Annotated in this window: 16 protein-coding genes; 4 read left to right on the top strand and 12 right to left on the bottom strand. The window is 40.7% G+C overall.

Annotated features, from left to right (window positions below; genetic code table 11):
- The 5 genes from EL140_RS04270 to EL140_RS04250 form a co-directional block, all read right to left on the bottom strand.
- On the bottom strand, positions 1-3,048 hold the full coding sequence (locus tag EL140_RS04270) for a pneumococcal-type histidine triad protein (protein ID WP_000731459.1): 3,048 nt from the start codon (positions 3,046-3,048) through the stop codon (positions 1-3).
- Positions 3,049-3,061: 13 nt separating this feature from the next.
- Positions 3,062-3,979 carry a metal ABC transporter solute-binding protein, Zn/Mn family gene (locus EL140_RS04265; protein ID WP_000747428.1) on the bottom strand — a complete coding sequence of 306 codons (918 nt, stop codon included), beginning with the start codon at positions 3,977-3,979 and terminating at the stop codon, positions 3,062-3,064.
- 195 nt (positions 3,980-4,174) lie between these two features.
- Complete coding sequence (locus tag EL140_RS04260) at positions 4,175-6,712, bottom strand: pneumococcal-type histidine triad protein (protein WP_000700239.1); 2,538 nt, start codon at positions 6,710-6,712, stop codon at positions 4,175-4,177.
- 253 nt (positions 6,713-6,965) lie between these two features.
- Positions 6,966-8,699 (bottom strand): phosphoenolpyruvate--protein phosphotransferase, encoded by a 1,734-nt coding sequence (ptsP, locus tag EL140_RS04255; protein WP_000138129.1) that lies wholly within the window; start codon positions 8,697-8,699, stop codon positions 6,966-6,968.
- A 5-nt stretch (positions 8,700-8,704) separates the two neighbouring features.
- Entirely contained in the window at positions 8,705-8,968 is a 264-nt protein-coding gene (locus EL140_RS04250) for a phosphocarrier protein HPr (protein ID WP_000146948.1), read from the bottom strand.
- A gap of 362 nt (positions 8,969-9,330) precedes the next feature.
- Here EL140_RS04250 and nrdH point away from each other — a divergent pair, with 362 nt between their 5' ends.
- From nrdH to EL140_RS04230, 4 genes are all read left to right on the top strand, one after another.
- Positions 9,331-9,549: a glutaredoxin-like protein NrdH gene (gene nrdH / locus EL140_RS04245; RefSeq protein ID WP_000259240.1), complete on the top strand. Its 219-nt coding sequence runs from the start codon at positions 9,331-9,333 to the stop codon at positions 9,547-9,549.
- A gap of 80 nt (positions 9,550-9,629) precedes the next feature.
- Positions 9,630-11,789 carry a class 1b ribonucleoside-diphosphate reductase subunit alpha gene (gene nrdE, locus EL140_RS04240; RefSeq protein WP_000523274.1) on the top strand — a complete coding sequence of 720 codons (2,160 nt, stop codon included), beginning with the start codon at positions 9,630-9,632 and terminating at the stop codon, positions 11,787-11,789.
- A gap of 194 nt (positions 11,790-11,983) precedes the next feature.
- The gene (nrdF, locus tag EL140_RS04235; RefSeq protein WP_000451378.1) at positions 11,984-12,946 is read left to right on the top strand and encodes a class 1b ribonucleoside-diphosphate reductase subunit beta; all 963 of its coding nucleotides are present in this window, start codon (positions 11,984-11,986) and stop codon (positions 12,944-12,946) included.
- A gap of 137 nt (positions 12,947-13,083) precedes the next feature.
- Positions 13,084-13,851: a DeoR/GlpR family DNA-binding transcription regulator gene (locus EL140_RS04230; protein WP_000917585.1), complete on the top strand. Its 768-nt coding sequence runs from the start codon at positions 13,084-13,086 to the stop codon at positions 13,849-13,851.
- Positions 13,852-13,891: 40 nt separating this feature from the next.
- Here the strand turns inward: EL140_RS04230 and lacG are convergent, their stop codons facing one another.
- The 7 genes from lacG to lacB all read right to left on the bottom strand — a co-directional run bounded on the left by lacG (position 13,892) and on the right by lacB (position 20,940).
- On the bottom strand, positions 13,892-15,298 hold the full coding sequence (gene lacG, locus EL140_RS04225; RefSeq protein WP_000047702.1) for a 6-phospho-beta-galactosidase: 1,407 nt from the start codon (positions 15,296-15,298) through the stop codon (positions 13,892-13,894).
- Between the two features lie 84 nt (positions 15,299-15,382).
- Complete coding sequence (locus EL140_RS04220; RefSeq protein WP_001037310.1) at positions 15,383-17,077, bottom strand: lactose-specific PTS transporter subunit EIIC; 1,695 nt, start codon at positions 17,075-17,077, stop codon at positions 15,383-15,385.
- Positions 17,077-17,394: a PTS lactose/cellobiose transporter subunit IIA gene (locus tag EL140_RS04215; RefSeq protein ID WP_001078328.1), complete on the bottom strand. Its 318-nt coding sequence runs from the start codon at positions 17,392-17,394 to the stop codon at positions 17,077-17,079. Before EL140_RS04215 ends, EL140_RS04220 begins: the two co-directional genes overlap by 1 nt.
- Positions 17,395-17,429: 35 nt before the next feature.
- Positions 17,430-18,266 carry a PRD domain-containing protein gene (locus tag EL140_RS04210; RefSeq protein WP_000285724.1) on the bottom strand — a complete coding sequence of 279 codons (837 nt, stop codon included), beginning with the start codon at positions 18,264-18,266 and terminating at the stop codon, positions 17,430-17,432.
- Between the two features lie 236 nt (positions 18,267-18,502).
- A complete protein-coding gene (gene lacD / locus EL140_RS04205; protein ID WP_001229130.1) occupies positions 18,503-19,483 on the bottom strand; it encodes a tagatose-bisphosphate aldolase in 981 nt (326 codons plus the stop codon).
- Between the two features lies 1 nt (position 19,484).
- Positions 19,485-20,414 carry a tagatose-6-phosphate kinase gene (locus EL140_RS04200; RefSeq protein WP_000604299.1) on the bottom strand — a complete coding sequence of 310 codons (930 nt, stop codon included), beginning with the start codon at positions 20,412-20,414 and terminating at the stop codon, positions 19,485-19,487.
- Between the two features lie 10 nt (positions 20,415-20,424).
- Positions 20,425-20,940: a galactose-6-phosphate isomerase subunit LacB gene (lacB, locus tag EL140_RS04195; protein ID WP_001216921.1), complete on the bottom strand. Its 516-nt coding sequence runs from the start codon at positions 20,938-20,940 to the stop codon at positions 20,425-20,427.
- Positions 20,941-20,947: the final 7 nt, after the last annotated feature.

Genomic DNA, 20,947 nt, shown 5'->3' with positions numbered 1-20,947 from the left:
TTATTCGTTTGGTTGAGCACTTGGCTCAGTCTCACTTTTCTCTTGCTTTTCGCTTGATTGAGAAGCAGTTGTTTCACTGCCTTTCTCAGACTTAGATTGACTGTCAGTTTCACTTGCTTTTGAACGAAGTTCTTGGTTCAAGCTAATGATATCTTTAGCTAGAGTGAGGAGACCTTCTTTATCACTACTTTTAGCTGCGAGTTGATCAAAAAGGGCATCGACACGTTCAAAGTCAGCATCAGATCCTTTGTTATCCTCTAAGTACTTGTGAAGAGAGAGCAAGATATTATAGAGTTTTTGGTAGATAATCACCGTTTGTGGATCTTGTTCTGCTTCTTTTTTCTCTCGTTGGATAGTCGCTGCAATACGATTCAAGAGATCCTCAAGTTGTGTTTTAGCTTCGTCAAGGTCTGCATTTTCCTTTTCAGTAGCCGCTTTGATATTAGCTGCTTCTTCAGCTAGGGATTGTTTGACACCATCTTCTTTGACACGTGCTAGGAGTTGAGCAGCTTTAGTTAGGAGAGCATCCACTTCTTCCTTCTTAACATGACTAACCCGCTCTTCTGGCATAAAATCACCGTAGAGTTCTTTTAGGAATTCATAGATGGCGGTCTTAGCAGTTTGACTATCTACTTTTTCCGTATCTAGAATAGTCTTACCAACTTTTGTAGAAACGGGTTCTTCTTTGAGAGCTTCTTCTACTTCTAACTTAGTTTGGTAAATAGTTGGGAATAACTTGTTCAAGTCGGTTGCTTTGAGGAAAGATTGTGACTGGTAAAGTTCCCATGTCAACTTGGCAACACGGTTCCGAAGTTCTTCTCTCAAACGACCATCAGACACATGTTCGTAGAAGTACTTGATGTACTCTACTGTTGTAACCCCTGTCCGATCTCGGAAATCTTGCAAGGCCTGCAGTTTCGCTTCAATCGCAGTCAACTCTGTCTCATCCTGTGCTAGTTTTGCTTCCTGCAAATGTACCAAAAGATCTTTCTTAGGCAAGCCATAAGTATCTGTATCCAGTGTATTGATCTTATCTACAAGGGCTTGATACTTCTTATCTAAAGGTGAAGTTTCAACCGGTGCCATACTTTGATCCACATGGATATACTGTTTATCAAAGAGATCCAAGGCTGCTAGGTATCCAGCAGTTGAGTTTGTTGCCAGTTTTTTCATATTTTCGGTGAATTGCCCCAAAGCAAGTTCAACCCGTCTCTGCATGATTGGCTGGTCTTTGTAGAGACTTCTGCTATCTGCTAACAGTTGATCCACCTTAGATAGAACTGTTTGTTCATCAAATGCTCCAGGTTGATAGGTCGATTGTAGGGCCGGAATCTTATTTTTCAAAGCTACTTCATAGCCCTTAGTTTGAACCTTGATGTAGTGATTGTGGTCTCCGTGAGGAATCACAAAACTACCACTTTCTACCTGTAAACTATAAGGAGATACCCCATCACGTAGGGCAGTTGTATACAGTTCATTTAGGAAATCCAGTTCTGGGTTCCCAGTTTGGAGAGGAATACGAACATGTTCTTTTCGAACAGCATAGGGATGGATATGGGTTGGATCATAGGCTTGATCCGGATTTCCAAAGACAAAGAATCCATTTGAAATGCGAATCGCTTCAAGCGGTACTCCGTAGGTCTGTGAGATATACTTGATTTTTTCTTCATCGCTAGCATCTCTTGAGAAACTTTCCACAGTCTTTGCAAGTGGTTGAACGTGCTGAGACTGATGATTTTCTTTCAAGTGATCTTGGGCAGCTTTGATTTGGGCTGCAGTCAAGTCCTTCTTAAAGAAATAATGAGCGTGATCTCCATGAGAAACTACAAACCCTTGCTCATCTTCACTAATAACACGGTCAGCTGCAAAACCATGATCATGTTCTTCACCGTGGTGATGGTCATGCTCCTCTCCATCATGGTCATGATCTTCGTGGTTGGTATCCTGACTTCCATGGTTACCGTCTTGGTCATGATGATGATCTGGTTGAGCTGGATGTTCTGTTGGTTTGCTTGGATTTTCCAAAGGTGTTGGCTTCCCACCGTCGCTAGATAAAGGAATCATACGCGCAATCTTTTCTTCCAAGGCAGAAAGTTTTGTATATGGGATGAAATGATAGTGATTTCCGTGAGGAATCGCCACACCACTCGGCGTTCTACTTGAAATCTTAGCAGGGTCAAAAATCAAGCCATCTGATTCAGCATAACGTTGACTACTTGGAAGAGCATAGAGCTGTTGCAATAGACTCTGAAGACTCTCAGCTTGATTACTTGGTGTTTCAGCCTGTTGACTTTGGTTGGTAGTTTGACCAGTTTCGTTTGGACTAGGACGATAGTTAGTCACACTCTGCTGAGTTCTAGTTCCAGAGAGGTAGGCTTGGGCAGCAGCTAATTCGCTAGCAGACAAGGAACTCTTTGGAATGTAGTGGTAATGTCCACCGTGAGGTACGATATAAGCATCTCCAGTATCCTCTATAATATCAGAAGGATTAAAGATGTAGCCATCATCAGTTGTATAGCGACCTTGAGATTGAGCAAGCGCCACTGCACTATTAGAAGTTGGTGCGTCGTGAGTATGGTCTTGTTTTTGGCGCTCAATTTCCTCCTTCGTACGAATATTATCAGCATGAGCCGCATCTTTAAGGTAGACATAATACTTACCATCAACCTTGATAATGTAGCCACCTTTGATTTCGTTGACAATATCAGCGTCTTTCAGTTGATAATTGGCATCTTTCATCAACAGTTCTTCGCTGAAAATCGCGTCAAAAGGAACTTTACCATTGTAATAATGGAAATGATCACCATGTGAAGTCACATAACCTTGATCGGTGATTTTCACGACAATTTGTTCAGCCTGAATATCTTCTTTTTTGCTAACTTGATCTGGTGTCTGGGTCTCTGTTTTTTGAGAATCTTGCTTCCCATCGACATAAGACACACGGTTATTATCTTTGTTTCCTTCTACCTGGTGTTGGTTCAATGCATAGATGCAAAGGCTTAGGGAAAGGACAAGAGCCGATCCTGCTGCAAGGTATTTCTTCTTCATTTTCATCATCTCCTCATTTTAATTCTTCTGCAAGAACATTCATGTTTTCTTCTAGATTTTCTAAGTAAGTTTTGTCATTTTCAGGATCTGCTTCTAAAGGATTGAGTGTCTTTAGGCTAACTCCTGTTGATTTGACCAAGGTCTCAGCGACTTTAGAAGAAGCATTGCTCTCAGTAAAGATGGTTTTAACCTTATAGGTCTTAACGAATTCCTGAATTTCTGTTAGTTGTCTCGGACTTGGTTCTTGTTCAGGGGAAATCCCTGCTATACCAAGTTGTTTCAAACCAAAGCGTTTAGCGAGATAAGAAAAGGCTGTGTGTTGTGTAACAAAGGTCTTTTGACTCGCTTTTTCAAAAATAGGCTGGTACTTCTTAGTCAATTCTTGGGCTTTAGCGATAAAGTTTTTAGCATTCTTTTGATACGTTTCCTTATTAGCACTATCAATCTCCGAAAGTTTGTCAGCGATAATCTGAGCTTCTTCACCTGCTTTTTCTGGATCTAACCAAGTGTGAGGGTCATAGAGTGTCTTTTCATCAACTCCATCCCCTACTTCTACATCTTCCAAACCTGGTACACGCTCCAAGGTCATTCCTTCAGAAGCTTCTAAAACTTTAACTTTTGAGTTTTTCAAGTTAGGATCTAGGCTTCCAGCCCAAGATTCGAGCGTATGAGAATGGTAGACAAAGACATCTGCATCATAGATAGCAGCAATGTCATTTGCTGACGGTTCAAAGGAGTGAATCCCACTACTTGACTGAATCATCCGTACGTCATTCAAGTCACCTGATACCTCTTTGACCATGGCATAGATTGGGTAAAAACTTGTTACAATCTTCATCCCTTTTGCTTCTTGTTTTTCTTTTTGGCTACATGCTCCTAAGACAAGAACCAAGAGACCTACCACTAATAATAGAAATGTTCTTTTTTTCATCGTTACTCCTTAACTAGTATTTAACCATTTAATTAACTAGTAAATAGTTTATCTTTATTTACACTATATGTCAAGATATTTTACATATTTTCATGAAAAAAATGAGAACTAGAACTTACATTCTGTTCTCATTTTCGATTTTAACTTTTCTAGTTCTCCTATCCTGTTTTTAGGAGTTAGAAAATGTTGTTACAACTACTTACTCTCCCTTAACAAAGCCAATAATTTTTCAGCTTCTGCCATAATAGTATTGTTGTCCTGGGAGCCAAATAGCAGGTTATTTTTTAAGCCAGTGAGAGTTTCTTTGGCATTGGACTTGATAATGGGGTCTTGGATCTTTGCAAGTAGCTCTTCAGCCTCTCTCAGTTTTTCTTCAACCTTTTCAGTTTCAACCTGAGGTTCTTCTGGTTCCTCTGGTGATTCTTCTTCTGGCTCCTCAGTTGGTTTTGGAGATTCTGGTTTCTCACTCTGAGGTTTCTCTTCGCGAGGTTTTTCTTCCTCAGGTTTTTCTGTACGAGGTTTCTCCTCTGATGGTTTTTCCGTTTGATTGGTATCAGCTTGACCATTTTGGTTTCTTTGAACATGGTCACTTGCATTCCCCCAACCACTATCTGAATGCGGACGTTCGTTTGGATGTTCGACATAGTACTTGACAGTCGCAAAGAGATCCTCAAGAGTATACCCCTTAGGTGCCTCATAAAGTCCTTCGTCAAACCACTCAAATTTTATGTTATGGTAATGATCATAATGAGGAATGATTAAACTACCGTTTTTAACTTCCACGGTATGTTGGAGATTGTAAGGCATACGATCAAGCGGCACCTTCTTAGCTGCTTTCACGCGGTTGTAGATAGCTTCTGCTCCTTTAGCCTCCGTATTTCCTGGATTCTGATGGTCTGTTGAAGGAGGAGTCAAACCTTTCTCTTTAGCATAAGCCTGGGCTGCCGCTCTTTCGGCTTCAGACAAACTATCTTTCTTAATCCAATGACTATGGGTCATATGTGGAGCTACATAGGCATCCCCCTCATCACTGGTGATATCACGAGGATCAAAGATATAGCCATCTTCTGTTGTATACTTGCCTGCCAACTTGGCTACCTGAATCTCATCATCAGTGTAGGCAATTTGCGCATTTGGTTTTCCTAAACGTTCTGGATGACGAATCGGTGCTAGAAAGGCCAAGATATCATCCACCAACTTGACTTTATCACTGCTTTCATCATTTAAACGTTCCAACAGTTTATCCAAAGCGTCAAAATCAGCTTGGCGCCCTTTATTATCAAGTAAGTCCTGATGAATTCTTGCTAGTAAATCATAAGCCTTATTGTAAAATCCTCGATCATCAGATGGGAGATTGGTTTTCTTAGCTCCGAGTTTATGAGACAAACTTTCTTGCTTGGCTAGTTTACTATCAATGGCTGCTGCTGTTTCTGCTGAAAGCTTCTTGGCAGGAATATAACGTGAGGTTCCATTCTCCTCAAAGACATAGCCGTCAGCTACTTTTCGAATAGCCTGTTTAACTAATTTTTCGTCAATTGGATTGCTTGGAGTTGGTTGAGGAGTTGGTGCAGGTTGCGGGCTTGGACTAGGTTCCGGAGTCGGTTGTGGACTTGGTTGTTCTGGTCTTGAATCCGGCACCCTATGGTTCGAACTGTACTGTAGAGGAATAATACGAGCGATTCGTTCTTCCAATTCAGACATCTGTGAATAAGGGATGAAATGGTAATGGTTCCCATGAGGCACAGCAACTCCTCTAGCTGTTCGACTTGTAATCTGTGCTGGGTCGAAGACAAGACCATCAGATTCTACGTGTCGTTGGCTGAGCGGCAAGGCGTAAAGTTGTTTCAGAAGGCTATCAATATCCTCATCACTCTGACTTGCTTGGTTATCGTCGCTACTGTTGTTAGCCGTGTTTGTGTTCGTATAGCCACTACCTTGATTATTATAGGATGGGGTCCATCTATCTATATCACTGCTAGCACTGTTGTTATTGGTACGGCGATATGTAGGCGTATTTGATTGACCACTTCTACCAGATAGGAAGGCTTCTGCGGCAGCCAATTCGCTGGCTGATAACTCACTCTTAGGAATATAATGGTAATGGTCGCCGTGAGGAACGATATAAGCATCACCAGTATCTTCAATGATATCAGAAGCATTAAAGATGTAGCCATCATCTGTGGTATAGCGTCCTTGTGAACGTGCCAAGGCTACCGCACCATCGTTTGCTGAAGTTCCTCCTTCACGATACTGACTATGCTCTTGTTTTTGTCGATTAATTTCTTCTTTCGTACGAACATTATCCGCATGGGCTGCGTCCTTAAGGTAGACATAGTATTTTCCATCTACCTTGATAACATAACCACCCTTGATTTCACTGATAATATCCTCGTCCTTGAGCTGGTAGTTTGGATCCTTCATGAGCAACTCTTCACTGATGATAGCGTCATAAGGAACCTTGCCATTGTAATAATGATAGTGGTCACCATGTGAAGTGACATAGCCCTGGTCTGTTATCTTGATGACGATTTGCTCCGCATTGATGCCTTCTTTCTTGCTAACCTCATCAGGAGTCAGATTCTCTGTTTTTTGCGCAGCCTGTTTTCCATCTATATAGGAAACACGATTATTTTCCTTAACCGTTCTAGCTTGATAAAGTCCCAACTCGTAAGAACAAACACTTAAAATTAAAGCTGCCGCAGAACCAGCAAGGTATTTTTTATTAATTTTCATTGAAACTCACTTTCTTTTCGATATTTCTAGTTGCAATTCATTCCTAAATTGCAGAAACTCCTTTCTTTTACTTAACTGGTTAATAGTTTACCCCTAAATCTCCAACTTGTCAAGGATTTTATGAACCGGTTAAGTATTTTTTTATTCTGACCACTACTTTTTCAAGGTTGGACTTTCTATAAGAAAGATTTTCTTGAAAATTCTTTTAAAAATATCAAAAAATCCCTGCAACTGCGTTGCAAGGACTTTTCGATTAATCAAAATTAACGTATTCTTTTTGAAGTTCAAGAACTTCTTCCATTGTTGAGCATTCTGTAAGGGCACGATTTGCGTACTCTTCCATCTTAGCTGTATCCAATTTCTTCATCAAGCTGCGTGTACGAAGTACAGATGTTGCTGACATAGAGAACTCATCCAAGCCCATTCCGACAAGAAGTGGAACAGCTTGTTGGTCACCAGCCATCTCACCACACATACCAGCCCATTTTCCTTCAGCGTGAGCTGCTTTGATAACGTTGTTGATCAAGCGTAGGATTGATGGGTTGTATGGTTGGTAAAGGTATGAAACTTGCTCGTTCATACGGTCTGCTGCCATTGTGTATTGGATCAAGTCGTTTGTACCAATTGAGAAGAAGTCAACTTCTTTAGCAAATTGGTCTGCAAGCATTGCTGCTGCAGGAATTTCGATCATGATACCAACTTGGATATTATCCGCAACTGCAACACCTTCAGCAAGAAGGTTTGCTTTTTCTTCGTCAAAGACTGCTTTCGCTGCACGGAATTCTTTCAAGAGCGCAACCATTGGGAACATGATACGTAATTGACCGTGAACAGACGCACGAAGAAGAGCACGGATTTGTGTGCGGAACATAGCATCTCCAGTCTCAGAGATAGAGATACGAAGAGCACGGAATCCAAGGAATGGGTTCATTTCGTGAGGCATATCGAAGTAAGGAAGCTCCTTATCTCCACCGATATCCATTGTACGAACGACAACAGGTTTACCGTTCATTCCTTCAAGTACAGCCTTGTAAGCTTCGTATTGCTCGTCTTCTGTTGGGAAGTCTTGAGAATCCATGTACAAGAACTCTGTACGGTATAGACCAACAGCTTCTGCACCGTTGTCATTGACACCTTCAACGTCTTTTGGAGTACCGATGTTGGCAGCCAATTCAAAGTGTTTGCCATCAGCAGTTACTGTTTTAGCATCTTTCAAGAGAGCCCATTCAGCTTTTTGTTTCGCATAAGCTTCACCAGCAGCCTTGAATTCAGCCGCTTGCTCATCAGTTGGGTTGATAATAACTTCACCTGTGATACCGTTAACGGCAAGAATGTCACCATCTTTAACGATTTCAGTGATATTGTTTGTACCCAATACTGCTGCAATTTCAAGCGTACGTGCCATGATAGCAGAGTGGCTTGTACGTCCACCAATGTTGGTTACAAAAGCTTTTACAAAGTTTTTGTCCAATTGAGCTGTATCTGAAGGAGTCAAGTCATGCGCAATCACGATTACTTCTTCATTGATAGAAGCTGGGTTTGGTAATTTTTTACCAAGTAGGTTTGCCAATACACGTTTTGTCACGTCGCGGATATCCGCTGCGCGTTCTTGCATGTATGGGTTGTCTTCCATGCCTTCAAAGATAGTGATAAACATGTCTGTTACTTCTTTCAGACCTGCTTCTGCATTCACTTTCTTCGCACGGATTGTTTCCTTGATTTGGCTGATCATTTCTGGGTCAGCAAGAACCATTAAGTGAGCGTCAAAAACTTGAGCAGCTTCTTCACCGAGCGTACCTACTGCTTTCTCGCGAATAACAGAAAGCTCGTCTTGTGATGCCTGTAGAGCGGCATCAAGGCGAGCTTCTTCTGCGTTTGTATCTTCGACTGTAATAGTCTCAAATGACAAATCCGGTTGAACGAGTAGATATGCTTTTGCAACTGCAACACCGTCAGATGCTGCGATTCCTTTAAGCATTTCTGTCATTTTCCTTATGCCAATCCTTCTTTTTCCATAGTTTCAGTGATAGCAGCGATTGCGTCGTCAGCATCTGCACCTTCAGCTGAAATTGTAACGTCAGCACCTTGGCCAACACCAAGACTCATAACACCCATGATAGATTTAAGGTTTACTGATTTACCTTTGTATTCAAGAGTGATATCTGAAGCAAATTTGCTAGCTGTTTGAACCAACAATGTTGCTGGACGTGCGTGAATACCTGTTTCTGCCACTACGTGGAAATCTTTAGAAGCCATAGTTTGACTCTCCTTTAGTTATTTCTTTTTTGGATTATATGTGATAACCCTTACAAGACTGTATTATATCACCTTCTAGATTATTTTTCAAGTGTTTTATGGACTTTCTTCTATTTCCTTTCTGATAACTTGCTGAAAATCTTCTATTTATCTTACCAATATACAGTATATAGTTTTTTTGTTTTGATAAACTTTGATAGTTCAATGAAAACCCAATTTTACACTCTTACAAAACACTATATCTTGTGCTTTGTTTTTAAAACTGTAACTTTTTAGCACAAGATTTAGTTTAAAAAGTTTGACAAAGTTTTTTTTTCTGATATACTAAGAAAGTAATCTATTTTGAAAGAGGAGTTACGAAAATGGTAACCGTTTATTCTAAAAACAACTGTGTCCAATGTAAGATGACCAAGCGTTTCTTGGACAGCAACAATGTCGCTTATCGTGAGATCAATCTCGACGAGCAACCAGAGTACATCGATCAAGTTAAAGAGCTCGGTTTCAGTGCAGCTCCTGTTATCCAAACACCAACTGAAGTCTTTTCAGGCTTCCAACCAGGAAAACTGAAACAATTAGCATAATCTTAGTACATCATCCAGAAGAGATTGCTTCTAGGGCTAACTTAGAGGCCTTTCTTTTGTAATTAGATAAAGGAAATTTTATGGGATTAAAACATCTTGAGGACGTGACCTACTTCCGTCTCAATAACGAAATCAACCGTCCTGTCAATGGACAAATCATGCTTCATAAAGATAAGGAAGCCTTGGATGCCTTCTTTAAAGAAAATGTGGTTCCAAATACCATGGTTTTTGATTCAATTACTGATAAAATCAACTACCTCATTGAACACAACTACATCGAAACTGCATTTCTCAAGAAATACCGTCCAGAGTTTTTGGAAGAATTGCATCAATTTATCAAAGACCAAAACTTCCAATTCAAATCATTCATGGCTGCCTATAAGTTTTACAACCAGTATGCCTTGAAGACTAATGACGGTGAATACTACCTTGAAAGTATGGAAGACCGTGTCTTCTTTAATGCACTTTATTTTGCTGACGGGGATGAAGCGATTGCGACTGATATTGCCAATGAAATCATCCACCAACGCTACCAACCTGCTACTCCTTCCTTCTTGAATGCTGGTCGTGCTCGTCGTGGGGAGTTGGTATCTTGCTTCTTAATCCAAGTAACTGATGATATGAACTCTATCGGCCGTTCTATCAACTCAGCTCTCCAACTTTCACGTATCGGTGGTGGTGTGGGAATTTCCCTCAGCAACCTTCGTGAAGCTGGCGCACCTATCAAAGGTTATGAAGGTGCTGCTTCTGGTGTCGTACCAGTTATGAAACTCTTCGAAGACAGTTTCTCCTACTCTAACCAATTGGGTCAGCGTCAAGGTGCTGGGGTTGTCTACCTCAATGTCTTTCACCCAGATATCATCGCCTTCCTTTCCACTAAGAAAGAAAATGCTGATGAAAAAGTTCGTGTAAAGACCCTTTCACTCGGTGTTGTGGTGCCCGATAAATTCTACGAATTAGCTCGTAAAAATGAAGAAATGTATCTCTTTAGCCCTTACTCTGTAGAGCTTGAGTACGGTGTACCGTTCAACTACATCGACATCACTGAAAAATACGATGAATTGGTCGCAAATCCAAACATCCGCAAGACAAAAATCAAGGCGCGTGATTTGGAAACTGAAATCTCTAAATTGCAACAAGAATCTGGTTACCCTTATGTCGTCAACATTGATACGGCTAACCGTGCAAATCCTGTCGATGGAAAGATTATCATGAGTAACTTGTGTTCCGAGATTCTTCAAGTTCAAGAACCAAGCTTGATCAACGATGCTCAAGAATTCCTTCAAATGGGAACGGACGTTTCATGTAACCTTGGTTCAACCAACGTGGTCAACATGATGACGTCACCTGACTTTGGTCGTTCTATCCGCGCTATGGTTCGTGCCCTTACTTTCGTTACAGATAGTTCACACATCGTAGCTGTTCCTACTATCGACCACGGAAATAGCTTGGCCCACACCTTTGGGCTTGGTGCAATGGGACTTCACAGTTACCTTGCCCAACAACTGATCGAATATGGATCAGCTGAGTCAGTTGAATTTACAAGCATCTACTTTATGCTTATGAACTACTGGACCTTGGTAGAATCTAATAACATCGCGCGTGAACGTGGTATCACCTTCCACAACTTTGAAAAATCAGACTATGCTAACGGAAGCTACTTCGACAAGTATGTGACAGGCGAATTTGTTCCAAAATCAGACCGTGTCAAAGAGCTCTTTAAAGATGTCTTTATTCCAAGCGCTACTGACTGGGCTGAACTTCGAGAAAAGGTTCAAGCAGATGGACTTTACCATCAAAACCGTCTAGCTGTTGCTCCAAATGGTTCTATCAGCTACATCAACGACGTTTCTGCTTCTATCCATCCTATTACACAACGTATCGAAGAACGCCAAGAGAAGAAAATTGGTAAGATCTACTACCCTGCCGCAGGCTTGTCAACAGACACTATCCCTTACTACACTTCTGCTTATGACATGGATATGCGTAAGGTGATTGATGTTTACGCGGCTGCAACTGAGCACGTAGATCAAGGGCTTTCGCTCACTCTCTTCATGCGTAGCGACATTCCAAAAGGTCTTTACGAATGGAAGAAGGAAAACAAACAAACGACACGTGATTTGTCTATCCTTCGTAACTATGCCTTTAACAAGGGAATCAAGTCTATCTACTACGTCCGTACCTTTACAGACGACGGTGGAGAAGTTGGTGCTAACCAATGTGAAAGCTGTGTGATTTAATTTTTATCTGAGGCAACCACATTTTCTCAGACTACTGATTAAGTTACCCACCAGAAAAAACTTGATAAGTATCTTAAATACTATGAAAAACTAAAAAGTCGGGCTTCCGACTTTTTGTGCGATACTCTTCTCAGACTATGATAAAATAGAGATGATTTGACAATCGCATTATTACATACAGAAAGAGATTTCAAATGGAAACTTACTACAAAGCCATTAACTGGAATGCCATCGAAGATGTCATCGACAAATCAACTTGGGAAAAGCTGACAGAGCAATTCTGGCTCGATACGCGTATCCCCTTGTCAAATGATCTAGACGACTGGAGAAAACTATCAAACAAAGAAAAAGACCTGGTTGGAAAAGTCTTTGGTGGTTTGACCCTTCTTGATACCATGCAATCTGAAACAGGGGTTCAGGCTCTTCGTTCCGACATCCGTACACCGCATGAGGAAGCTGTTTTTAACAACATCCAATTTATGGAATCTGTCCATGCAAAATCTTACTCTTCTATCTTTTCGACCTTGAATACCAAGGCTGAAATCGAAGAAATCTTTGAATGGACCAACACTAACCCCTACCTACAAAGAAAAGCGGAAATCATCAATGAAATCTATCTCAATGGTAGCCCACTAGAAAAGAAAGTAGCCAGTGTCTTCCTTGAAACCTTCCTCTTCTACTCAGGTTTCTTTACCCCACTCTACTATCTCGGTAACAACAAACTGGCCAACGTTGCGGAAATCATCAAACTGATTATCCGTGATGAGTCTGTTCACGGAACTTATATTGGTTACAAATTCCAACTTGGTTTCAATGAATTGCCTGAAGAAGAGCAAGAAAAGCTCAAAGAATGGATGTACGACCTGCTCTATACCCTCTATGAGAACGAAGAAGGTTATACAGAAAGTCTCTATGACGGTGTTGGTTGGACTGAGGAAGTCAAAACCTTCCTTCGTTACAATGCCAATAAGGCCCTTATGAACCTAGGACAAGATCCACTCTTCCCAGATTCTGCAGATGATGTCAATCCTATCGTCATGAACGGAATCTCAACAGGAACTTCTAACCACGACTTCTTCTCTCAAGTCGGAAATGGTTACCTCCTTGGTGAAGTTGAAGCCATGCAAGACGAGGATTACAACTACGGTTTAGACTAATTTGACCAATCATTCAAAATATCATGGTTTGTTTAAAACAACCATGATATTTTTGTTTTTGTTTTATTTTGTTTTTTTATTTGATTGATTGAGGGTTTTATGGTAAGATAATAATAGTAGAAATCGAGGTGATAAGGATGCTAAAGCAAGAAAAACTAGATAGTATTCTAGAAGCAGTAAACACAAAAGGCACTATTACTGTAAAAGAGATTATGGAGAGTCTTGATGTGTCAGATATGACAGCTCGCCGCTATTTACAAGAACTAGCAGATAAGGATTTGCTGGTTCGTGTGCACGGTGGCGCTGAAAAACTTCGTACAGGTTCTCTCTTAAACAACGAACGCTCAAACGTTGAAAAACAAGGCTTGCAGATTGCTGAAAAACAAGAAATCAGCCGTTTTGCCGGCCATTTGATTGACGAAGGTGAAACTATTTTTATCGGGCCAGGAACAACCTTAGAATGTTTTGCTCGTGAGCTCCCTATCGATAATATTCGTGTTGTAACAAACAGTCTTCCAGTTTTTCTAATCCTAAACGAACGAAAACTAACAGATTTGATCTTGATTGGCGGAAATTATCGCTCCATCACTGGTGCTTTTGTAGGGACACTTACCTTACAGGATTTGACCAACCTTCAGTTTTCTAAAGCTTTTGTAAGTTGTAATGGTATTAAGGATAAGGCAATTGCTACTTTCAGTGAAGAAGAGGGTGAGGTACAACGAATCGCCTTGAACAATGCCAATAAAAAATACTTACTAGCAGACCACAGCAAGTTTAATAAGTTTGATTTTTACACTTTCTACAATATCTCAGAGATTGATACCATCGTTTCAGATTCCAAACTGAGTCAGGAAACATTTGAAGACCTGTCAAAACAAACAACCATTCTTTTATCAAAACCATAAAAATTCCCCTGCCTTTGTAGCGGGGAATTTTTGTTCAATTTTAATCAATAAGTTGGGTCTCAGCTAGTTTCTTGTACCAGTGAGCTGATTTCTTTGGATAACGCTCCTGGGTTTCAAAATCAACATAGAAGAGACCGTAACGCTTTTCATAGCCATTTGACCAAGAAAAGACATCCATTAGCGACCAGATAAAATAGCCTTTGACATTAGCTCCATCTGCAATCGCATCAGACAAAACTTCCAAGTGTTGCTTCACGTAATCAATACGACCATCATCGTAAACAGTGTTATCAACAAACTCGTCTTTGTATCCGAGACCATTCTCTGTGATGTAGATTTTCTTGTAGTTAGGATAATCTTTCTTCACGCGCATGATTTGATCATACAAACCTTGAGGATAGATAATCCAGTCCCAGTCCGTACGTGGGACATAATCAGGAGCTACACGACGACCAACACCTTTGATTTGGTACTTAGAGCTTCCTTTTTCACCCTTACCGTTATGAATGATTTCTGTTTCGCCATCCAAGGCTTGCATCCAATCACTCATGTAGTAGTTAATTCCAAGGAAGTCGTTCAAGTCTTTTGCAGCTTCTAGCACAGCGAAGTCTTCTTCACGCAGATCTAAACTTCCACCATTGACTGCTAAGATATGGTTGACACCTTCCATGGTTTCTTCGGAATATCGTCCTAGATAAGTCGCGTCTAGGATAAACTTGTTATGGATAATATCTTCTAACTCAGCTGCACGGACATCTGCAGGATTATCTGGATCCAGAGGATACTTAGTAGGCAGGGCATGCACCACACCAATTTCACCTTTATAACCTTTACCTTTATATAGCTTGACTGCACGCGCATGCGACACCATCATATTGTGATGAGATTGGAAGACTTTGGCAAGGTCGTACTGAATACCAGGAGGGAATTTCCCAACCAAGTATTGACCATCACCAATTGGCCCAATTTCATTAAAGGTTGTCCAATAGTTTACTTCTGGGAATTCTTCAAAACAGAAAGCCGCGTAGTCTACAAAGTGTTCAATGTTTTCACGGTTTAAGAAGTCTCCATTTGAATGTAGAGCTTCTGGCGTATCAAAGTGATGAAGAGTTACAAAGGGCTCAACATGCCGTTTGTGACATTCTGCAAATAGATTATGATAGAACTCAACCCCCTTGTCATTAACCTTCCCATAACCAGTTGGAAAGATACGTGACCAAGCGATTGAAATACGGATACCATTAACACCATACTCTTCTGCAAGTTTGAGGTCAACTGGGTATTTGTGATAGAAATCACTGGCTGGTTCAGCAGTGTACCAGTAGTTATCTTCAAGATATTTATCCCACGCTACTGGTCCTTTACCATCAGTATGTGTAGCACCTTCTGCTTGATAGGCAGCTGTTGCGCCACCGAAAATAAAGTCTTTTGGTAATGTTTTTGACATGTATTTCACCTTTCAAGAAATATAAATGAGATGGGGGTATAGTTGGGAGGAGTTCCTCCATCTCACTTCTTCGCTATTTACATTTTACTCTTCGAACTGCGCTTGAACAAAGGCAAGAGCGCCTTTTCCATCACGAGTCAGTTTAATGTATTGGCCACCTTCTGTCTTGGCAAGTTTGATACCAAGTTTGTCGGTTTCGGCCTTCATGTCTTCAAAGTTTGAAGCAACTTGAGGAGCAAGGATAACCAGATCAAACTCAGGCAACATTTCACGGTGAGCACCATAGCCACCAGCTGCTGCTTTAACAGGAACTTTGTACTCTGCAGCTGCCTTGTTTAGAGCATTTGCAAGGAGACCACTTGTACCTCCTCCTGCACAGAGAACGAGAACATTTGTTTCTTCTGTGATTGTGTTTTGCGCTGCTTCTACACCAGCTTTTTCAAGAATAGCATCTGCTTTGGCAGTATTGAAGTTTGCAGCTACTTTTTCTTTCAATTCATCATTGGCTTTACCAGAACGTTCTTCTTCAAGGATTTGTTCATCATAAACCTTGAGGAATGGATAGTAGATGGCTACGTCAACAAGGATTAACAAAGCAGCAAGTACAAATGACAAGAATTGGAAGTTTGTACCGAGAACAATACCGAGCGGACCTGGTGTTGTCCAAGGAAGGTTGGCAGTAAATGAGTTCATGCCAAGCGTCTCAATGAAGAATTTAAAAATCCATACGTTGGCAATTGGCGCAAAGATGAATGGAATAAAGAAGATTGGGTTCAAGACAAGCGGTGCACCAAACAAGATTGGTTCATTTACACCAAAGAAAGTTGGAACTACTGAAGCACGTCCGATTGCACGGTTACGTTTCGATTTGGTTAACCACATGAACATGAATGGAACAACCAGTGTCGCACCAGTACCACCCATGGTAACGATAAACATTTGTGTACCAGAAGTAAGAATCTTGTCAGCGTGCATACCTTGTTGGAGAAGGTTCAAGTTGACTTCGGCATTTGCATAGGTAATCGCTGCGATAGCAGGTTCAACGATAGATGGACCATGGATACCAACAAACCAGAAGAAGGCAAAGGCACCAAAGATAATGGTAATACCTAGATAGCCATCAGCAGCTGAGAATAATGGTGCAAAGAATTTACCGATTGATTCAGCTACGCTTGCACCAACAAAATGACGAGCTAGTAAATCAAGAGCATAAAGAGAAACCACTGATAGAGTGAATGGAATCACATCTTTAAAGACTTGTGAGATATTTGGTGGAACTTCGTCAGGCATACGAATAGTGACGTTGTTCTTAACACAAACCTTATAGATGGCTACAGTAACAAAGGCAGCAAGGAAGGCCGAAAGCAAACCTTTTGTCCCCAAGAATCCAGTAGCTAGTCCATTTTCGATAGGATCAGCTGCTAACATTAACAAACCAACAATCGCAGCCAAAAGTGTCGACATATAGTTGATTTGGTTGGTTTTCTCCATGCTACGGTTTACTGAGTCGGTCAATGACTTAGCTGTTGTACCAGCTACCAAGAGAGCTAGAATCCCCATTGAATAGCTATAAGGTTTCATGAGGAGATTGACAACATCGTCAGACCATTTAAAGCCCCATGAGTTTGGTACAAAAGCAATCAAGATAAAGATACTTGAGAAGAGAATAACTGGCATTCCAGCAATGAAACCATCTCGAATGGCACGAAGGTAGATATTACGAGACAGTTTTTCAAAGAAAGGCTTTCCTTTCTCGATAAAAGCAATTAATTTATTCATTACTTAACTCCTCTCTTGTAGAGTTCGATTAAATGGTGCATCAAATCTTTTAACAAGATAGTTGTCATCAAGTGATCCTGACCGTGCATCATGGTTACACTATAGGCTAAGTCCTCACCTGAAGCTTCCTTAGTTAATAGACTTGTTTGCGCGTGATGAGCCTCAGCGATGCAACCACCAGCTTCCTCTACGAGAGTATCAGCTTTCGCAAAATCGCCAGCTTCAGCAGCCTTCAAGGCTTCCAATAGTTTTGAACGAGCATCGCCAGCATAGGCAACAATTTCAAAACCTAACAATGTTACTTCTTCTCTATTCATGATAGAATTCTCCTTATGTATTTTTAATTAAATTTTTATGACAATAAACGTTGGATATGTAGAACTAGATAAACTCGTTCACTTTTATACAAATCAAGACCCGTATGTTGCGTAATCACATCATAGATCTTGGAACCAATCTCGAACGCTTTTGGATAGGATTGTTTAATATGATCTTCCATATCCAGAAGTGATTGGTTATCATCTCTAGATCTGTCTAAATAATCCAAGAAATAATTCAAATGAATCATAAAACGATCATAGAAATGATTATTCTCTTTGGTTCGTTGAATTGCATAACCCTTTAGCACTTCTTCGACATTCCTGAGAATTTCTTTCCTCTTATCAATCGACTCAACCACTTGAACTTCATTCTCCCCTTCGGCATTGATGAAATGATAAGCAATCCGAATAATTTCATCCTCAGGGAAATGATCTGTCAACTTCTGACGATAGATTTCAAAGGCTTCCTTTGCGATTTGAAAAGCGACAGGATACTTGGCAGAAATATCTGGCAGATTACTATCCTTGTACCTTCCTTGTGTTAGAGCTTGGTAAGAACAGTAAATATGATCTGTCAAGGTTACGTATAGATACTCTTGAATCGGATAATGATATTTCTTAGAAAGCTTATCAATAATCTCATAAGTCACTGTGATAAAATCCAGCGGAACATCTTTGAGCAGAGCCATAAAATTTTCTCTGGACTCTTCGGTCTTCATCCGAAAGATTTTCTCAACCTGATTTTCAGCAATCAAATCCCCCTTCTTCTTTCCGAATGCAATCCCCTTACCAATTACAATCACCTCTTCTCCTTTGTCATTTCTGACAAGTGAAACATTGTGATTCATTGGATTTAGAATTCGATACATGTCAACCTCCTTTTATATCTTAAAGGTATATGAGTACAAAAAATGACCACAAATGAACTAGAAAATCCTTTGATTTCTAATTCACCTGTGATCATGCCTAATATTACTTAGTAACACTCACCTTGTATTAACTTGTGATTTAAGTATAGCACAAGTCAGTTTTTTTGTAAACCTTTACATTCAACTTTTTTTAAAATTTTTATTTAGATCAATGTTCCTAAGATTAGGGGGGAAACTTATACACGTTCTTTCCATGAAGTCGCTGTTGTTTGAAGAACCTTGTTGAGTTCGTCAATGTTCTCAAATCCAGTTGTACGCAACCACTCACGAGCTGCTGCTTCACCGTCTTTGATGTAGGCTTCAACTGATCCAGCCCAAGTTGCACGGCCACAAAGAACTCCGTTGAAGTTTGCACCTGATTCGTGGGCAAAGACAAGCGTTTCTTGGAAGAGTTTAGCTGATACACCCGCACTCAAGTAGATGTATGGAAGATTTGTTGCTTCGTCTTGCGCTTTGAAGAAAGCTGCCGCTTCTTCACGAGTATGCACGATTTCACCATCGCCAAAGCCTTCAACGTATTTGACGTTGACTGGAACTTCTACTTTCAAGACATCGATGTTAAAGCGTGGGTCTGAGAAGACTTTCATAGCACCAATAACCTTGTGTGGTTTCACTTTTGCGTATTCTGCTGAACCTGCATCAGCAATTTTTTCATCGTAAGCCAAGATTTCAAGGAAGAATGGAATATCTTCTGCCACACACTCTGAACCGATGCGTTCAATGTAGGCTTGTTTTTCTTGGTTGAGTTCGTCAGCGCTGTCTACGTCATAGTAAAGCAAGAACTTAACAGCGTCTGCACCTTGTTCTTTGATGCGTTTTGCAGACCAAACATCCAAGCAGTCAGGCAAGCGTTTAGTGCTAGTTGTATCGTAGCCAGTTTTCTCATAAGCAAGGAGAAGACCAGCATTTGGATCAAGCGCTTTTGTAGCTGGAAGACCATACTCTGGGTCAAGAAGCATAGAGGATGCGTATTTTGTCAATTCATCTGCAACTAAGACTTTGAGTTCTTCCATTTGAGCCACTGTCGGCTCTTCTGTTTGGTATTGAGCCATAAGGCGTTTCAAAGCACCACGTTGGTCAAAGGCAAGAGCGGAGATAATGCCATTTTCATCTGAAAGTTTTTCTAAGCGTGCACGTTTTTGTTCTGTTAAAGCCATTTTATACCTCTTTTACTATTAATTGATCATATAAAGCTTGATAGTTGGCCATATTGACATGACCTGTCATCTTTTCTTGGGCATTGAGCATACCAAGGACATTGGCCTTGATGAGGAGTTCTTGATCAGATTCCTTATGAAGAAGACCTGAGGAAATCCCTGCCACAGTAGAATCTCCAGATCCAACAGGGTTCACTACCTGAATTCTTGGAATATCAACCTTGTAGAAAGTATCCCCATGCTTTGCAAAAGCACCATTTGCACCAAGTGAAACAATTATCCACTCAATCCCTGCAAATAAAGGCTCTTGAAGAACTTCTTTTAATTCATCCAAATCCTCAGAAACTTCTTTCCCAAGAAGCTGAGACAATTCTTCGTTATTTGGTTTGATTACTGTTGGTTTGTGTGGTGATTCAAGAACTGCCTGAAGTGCTGCACCTGAGCAATCTAGAACAACTGGTTTTCCTTTGCGATTAGCAAGTTCTACTAAGCTTGCATAGTAGTCAACTGGAAGACCTGCTGGCAGGCTACCAGAGATAGCAACTACTTCCACAGTGTCAAGGAGATTTTCGAAATGAGCCAAGAAATCTTGCCCTTCTTGTTCCAGAACTTCGGGACCTTTTTCAAGGATTTCTGTTTGGTTGTCACCGTGCAGAATAGCGATACAGTTACGAGTCTCTCCTTGAATGGAGAAGAAACGTTTCGTTACTTTATCATCGATATGCTCTACCAAAAACTCACCAAGTTTACCACCGACCAAACCAGTAGCAACAACAGAATCACCAAATTCTGAAAGAACTCGTGTAACATTGAGACCTTTACCACCAGCTGTCTTGGTCACGTCCACCACGCGGTTGACAGTGTCAATTTTTAATTCATCCAAAGGATAGGAAATATCGATGGATGGATTCATTGTGACTGTTAAAATCATGCGTCACCTCTTAGTCGTGGTATTCACCGCGATCCCATTTTTCAAGGAATTCTGTAAAGAAGTTTGCATCTGCTTGATGAGCATTGTGAGTTTCAACGTGCTCAATTTTAGCGATCAATTTTTTGTTTTCTTCTGATGGTTTGTATTCAGCATTGATGAAAGCTTCAATGATGTCGCACATGAGCAATTCACCAGTGATTTTACCACCAAAACCAATAACGTTGGCGTTCAATTGTTCTTTTGCATAAAGAGCTGTTGTCATATCACGAACCAAGGCAGAGCGTACACCTGGAACTTTGTTAACAGCGTTGTTGATACCAACACCAGTACCACAGATACATACCCCAAGATCAGCTTGACCACTTGTAACGGCTTCACCAACTTTTTTACCAAAGATTGGGTAGTGAGTACGTGTGTGGTCATAGGTACCAAAGTCGATGACTTCATATCCTTTTGATTTCAAAAATTCTGAAACCGCCATTTTTTCATCTGTTACGATGTGGTCACATCCAATTGCAATTCTCATTTTTAAC

Origin of the sequence: Streptococcus oralis ATCC 35037, assembly GCF_900637025.1 — a bacterium.
Classification (GTDB): domain Bacteria; phylum Bacillota; class Bacilli; order Lactobacillales; family Streptococcaceae; genus Streptococcus; species Streptococcus oralis.
This window is presented reverse-complemented; position numbering and strand designations above follow the sequence as displayed.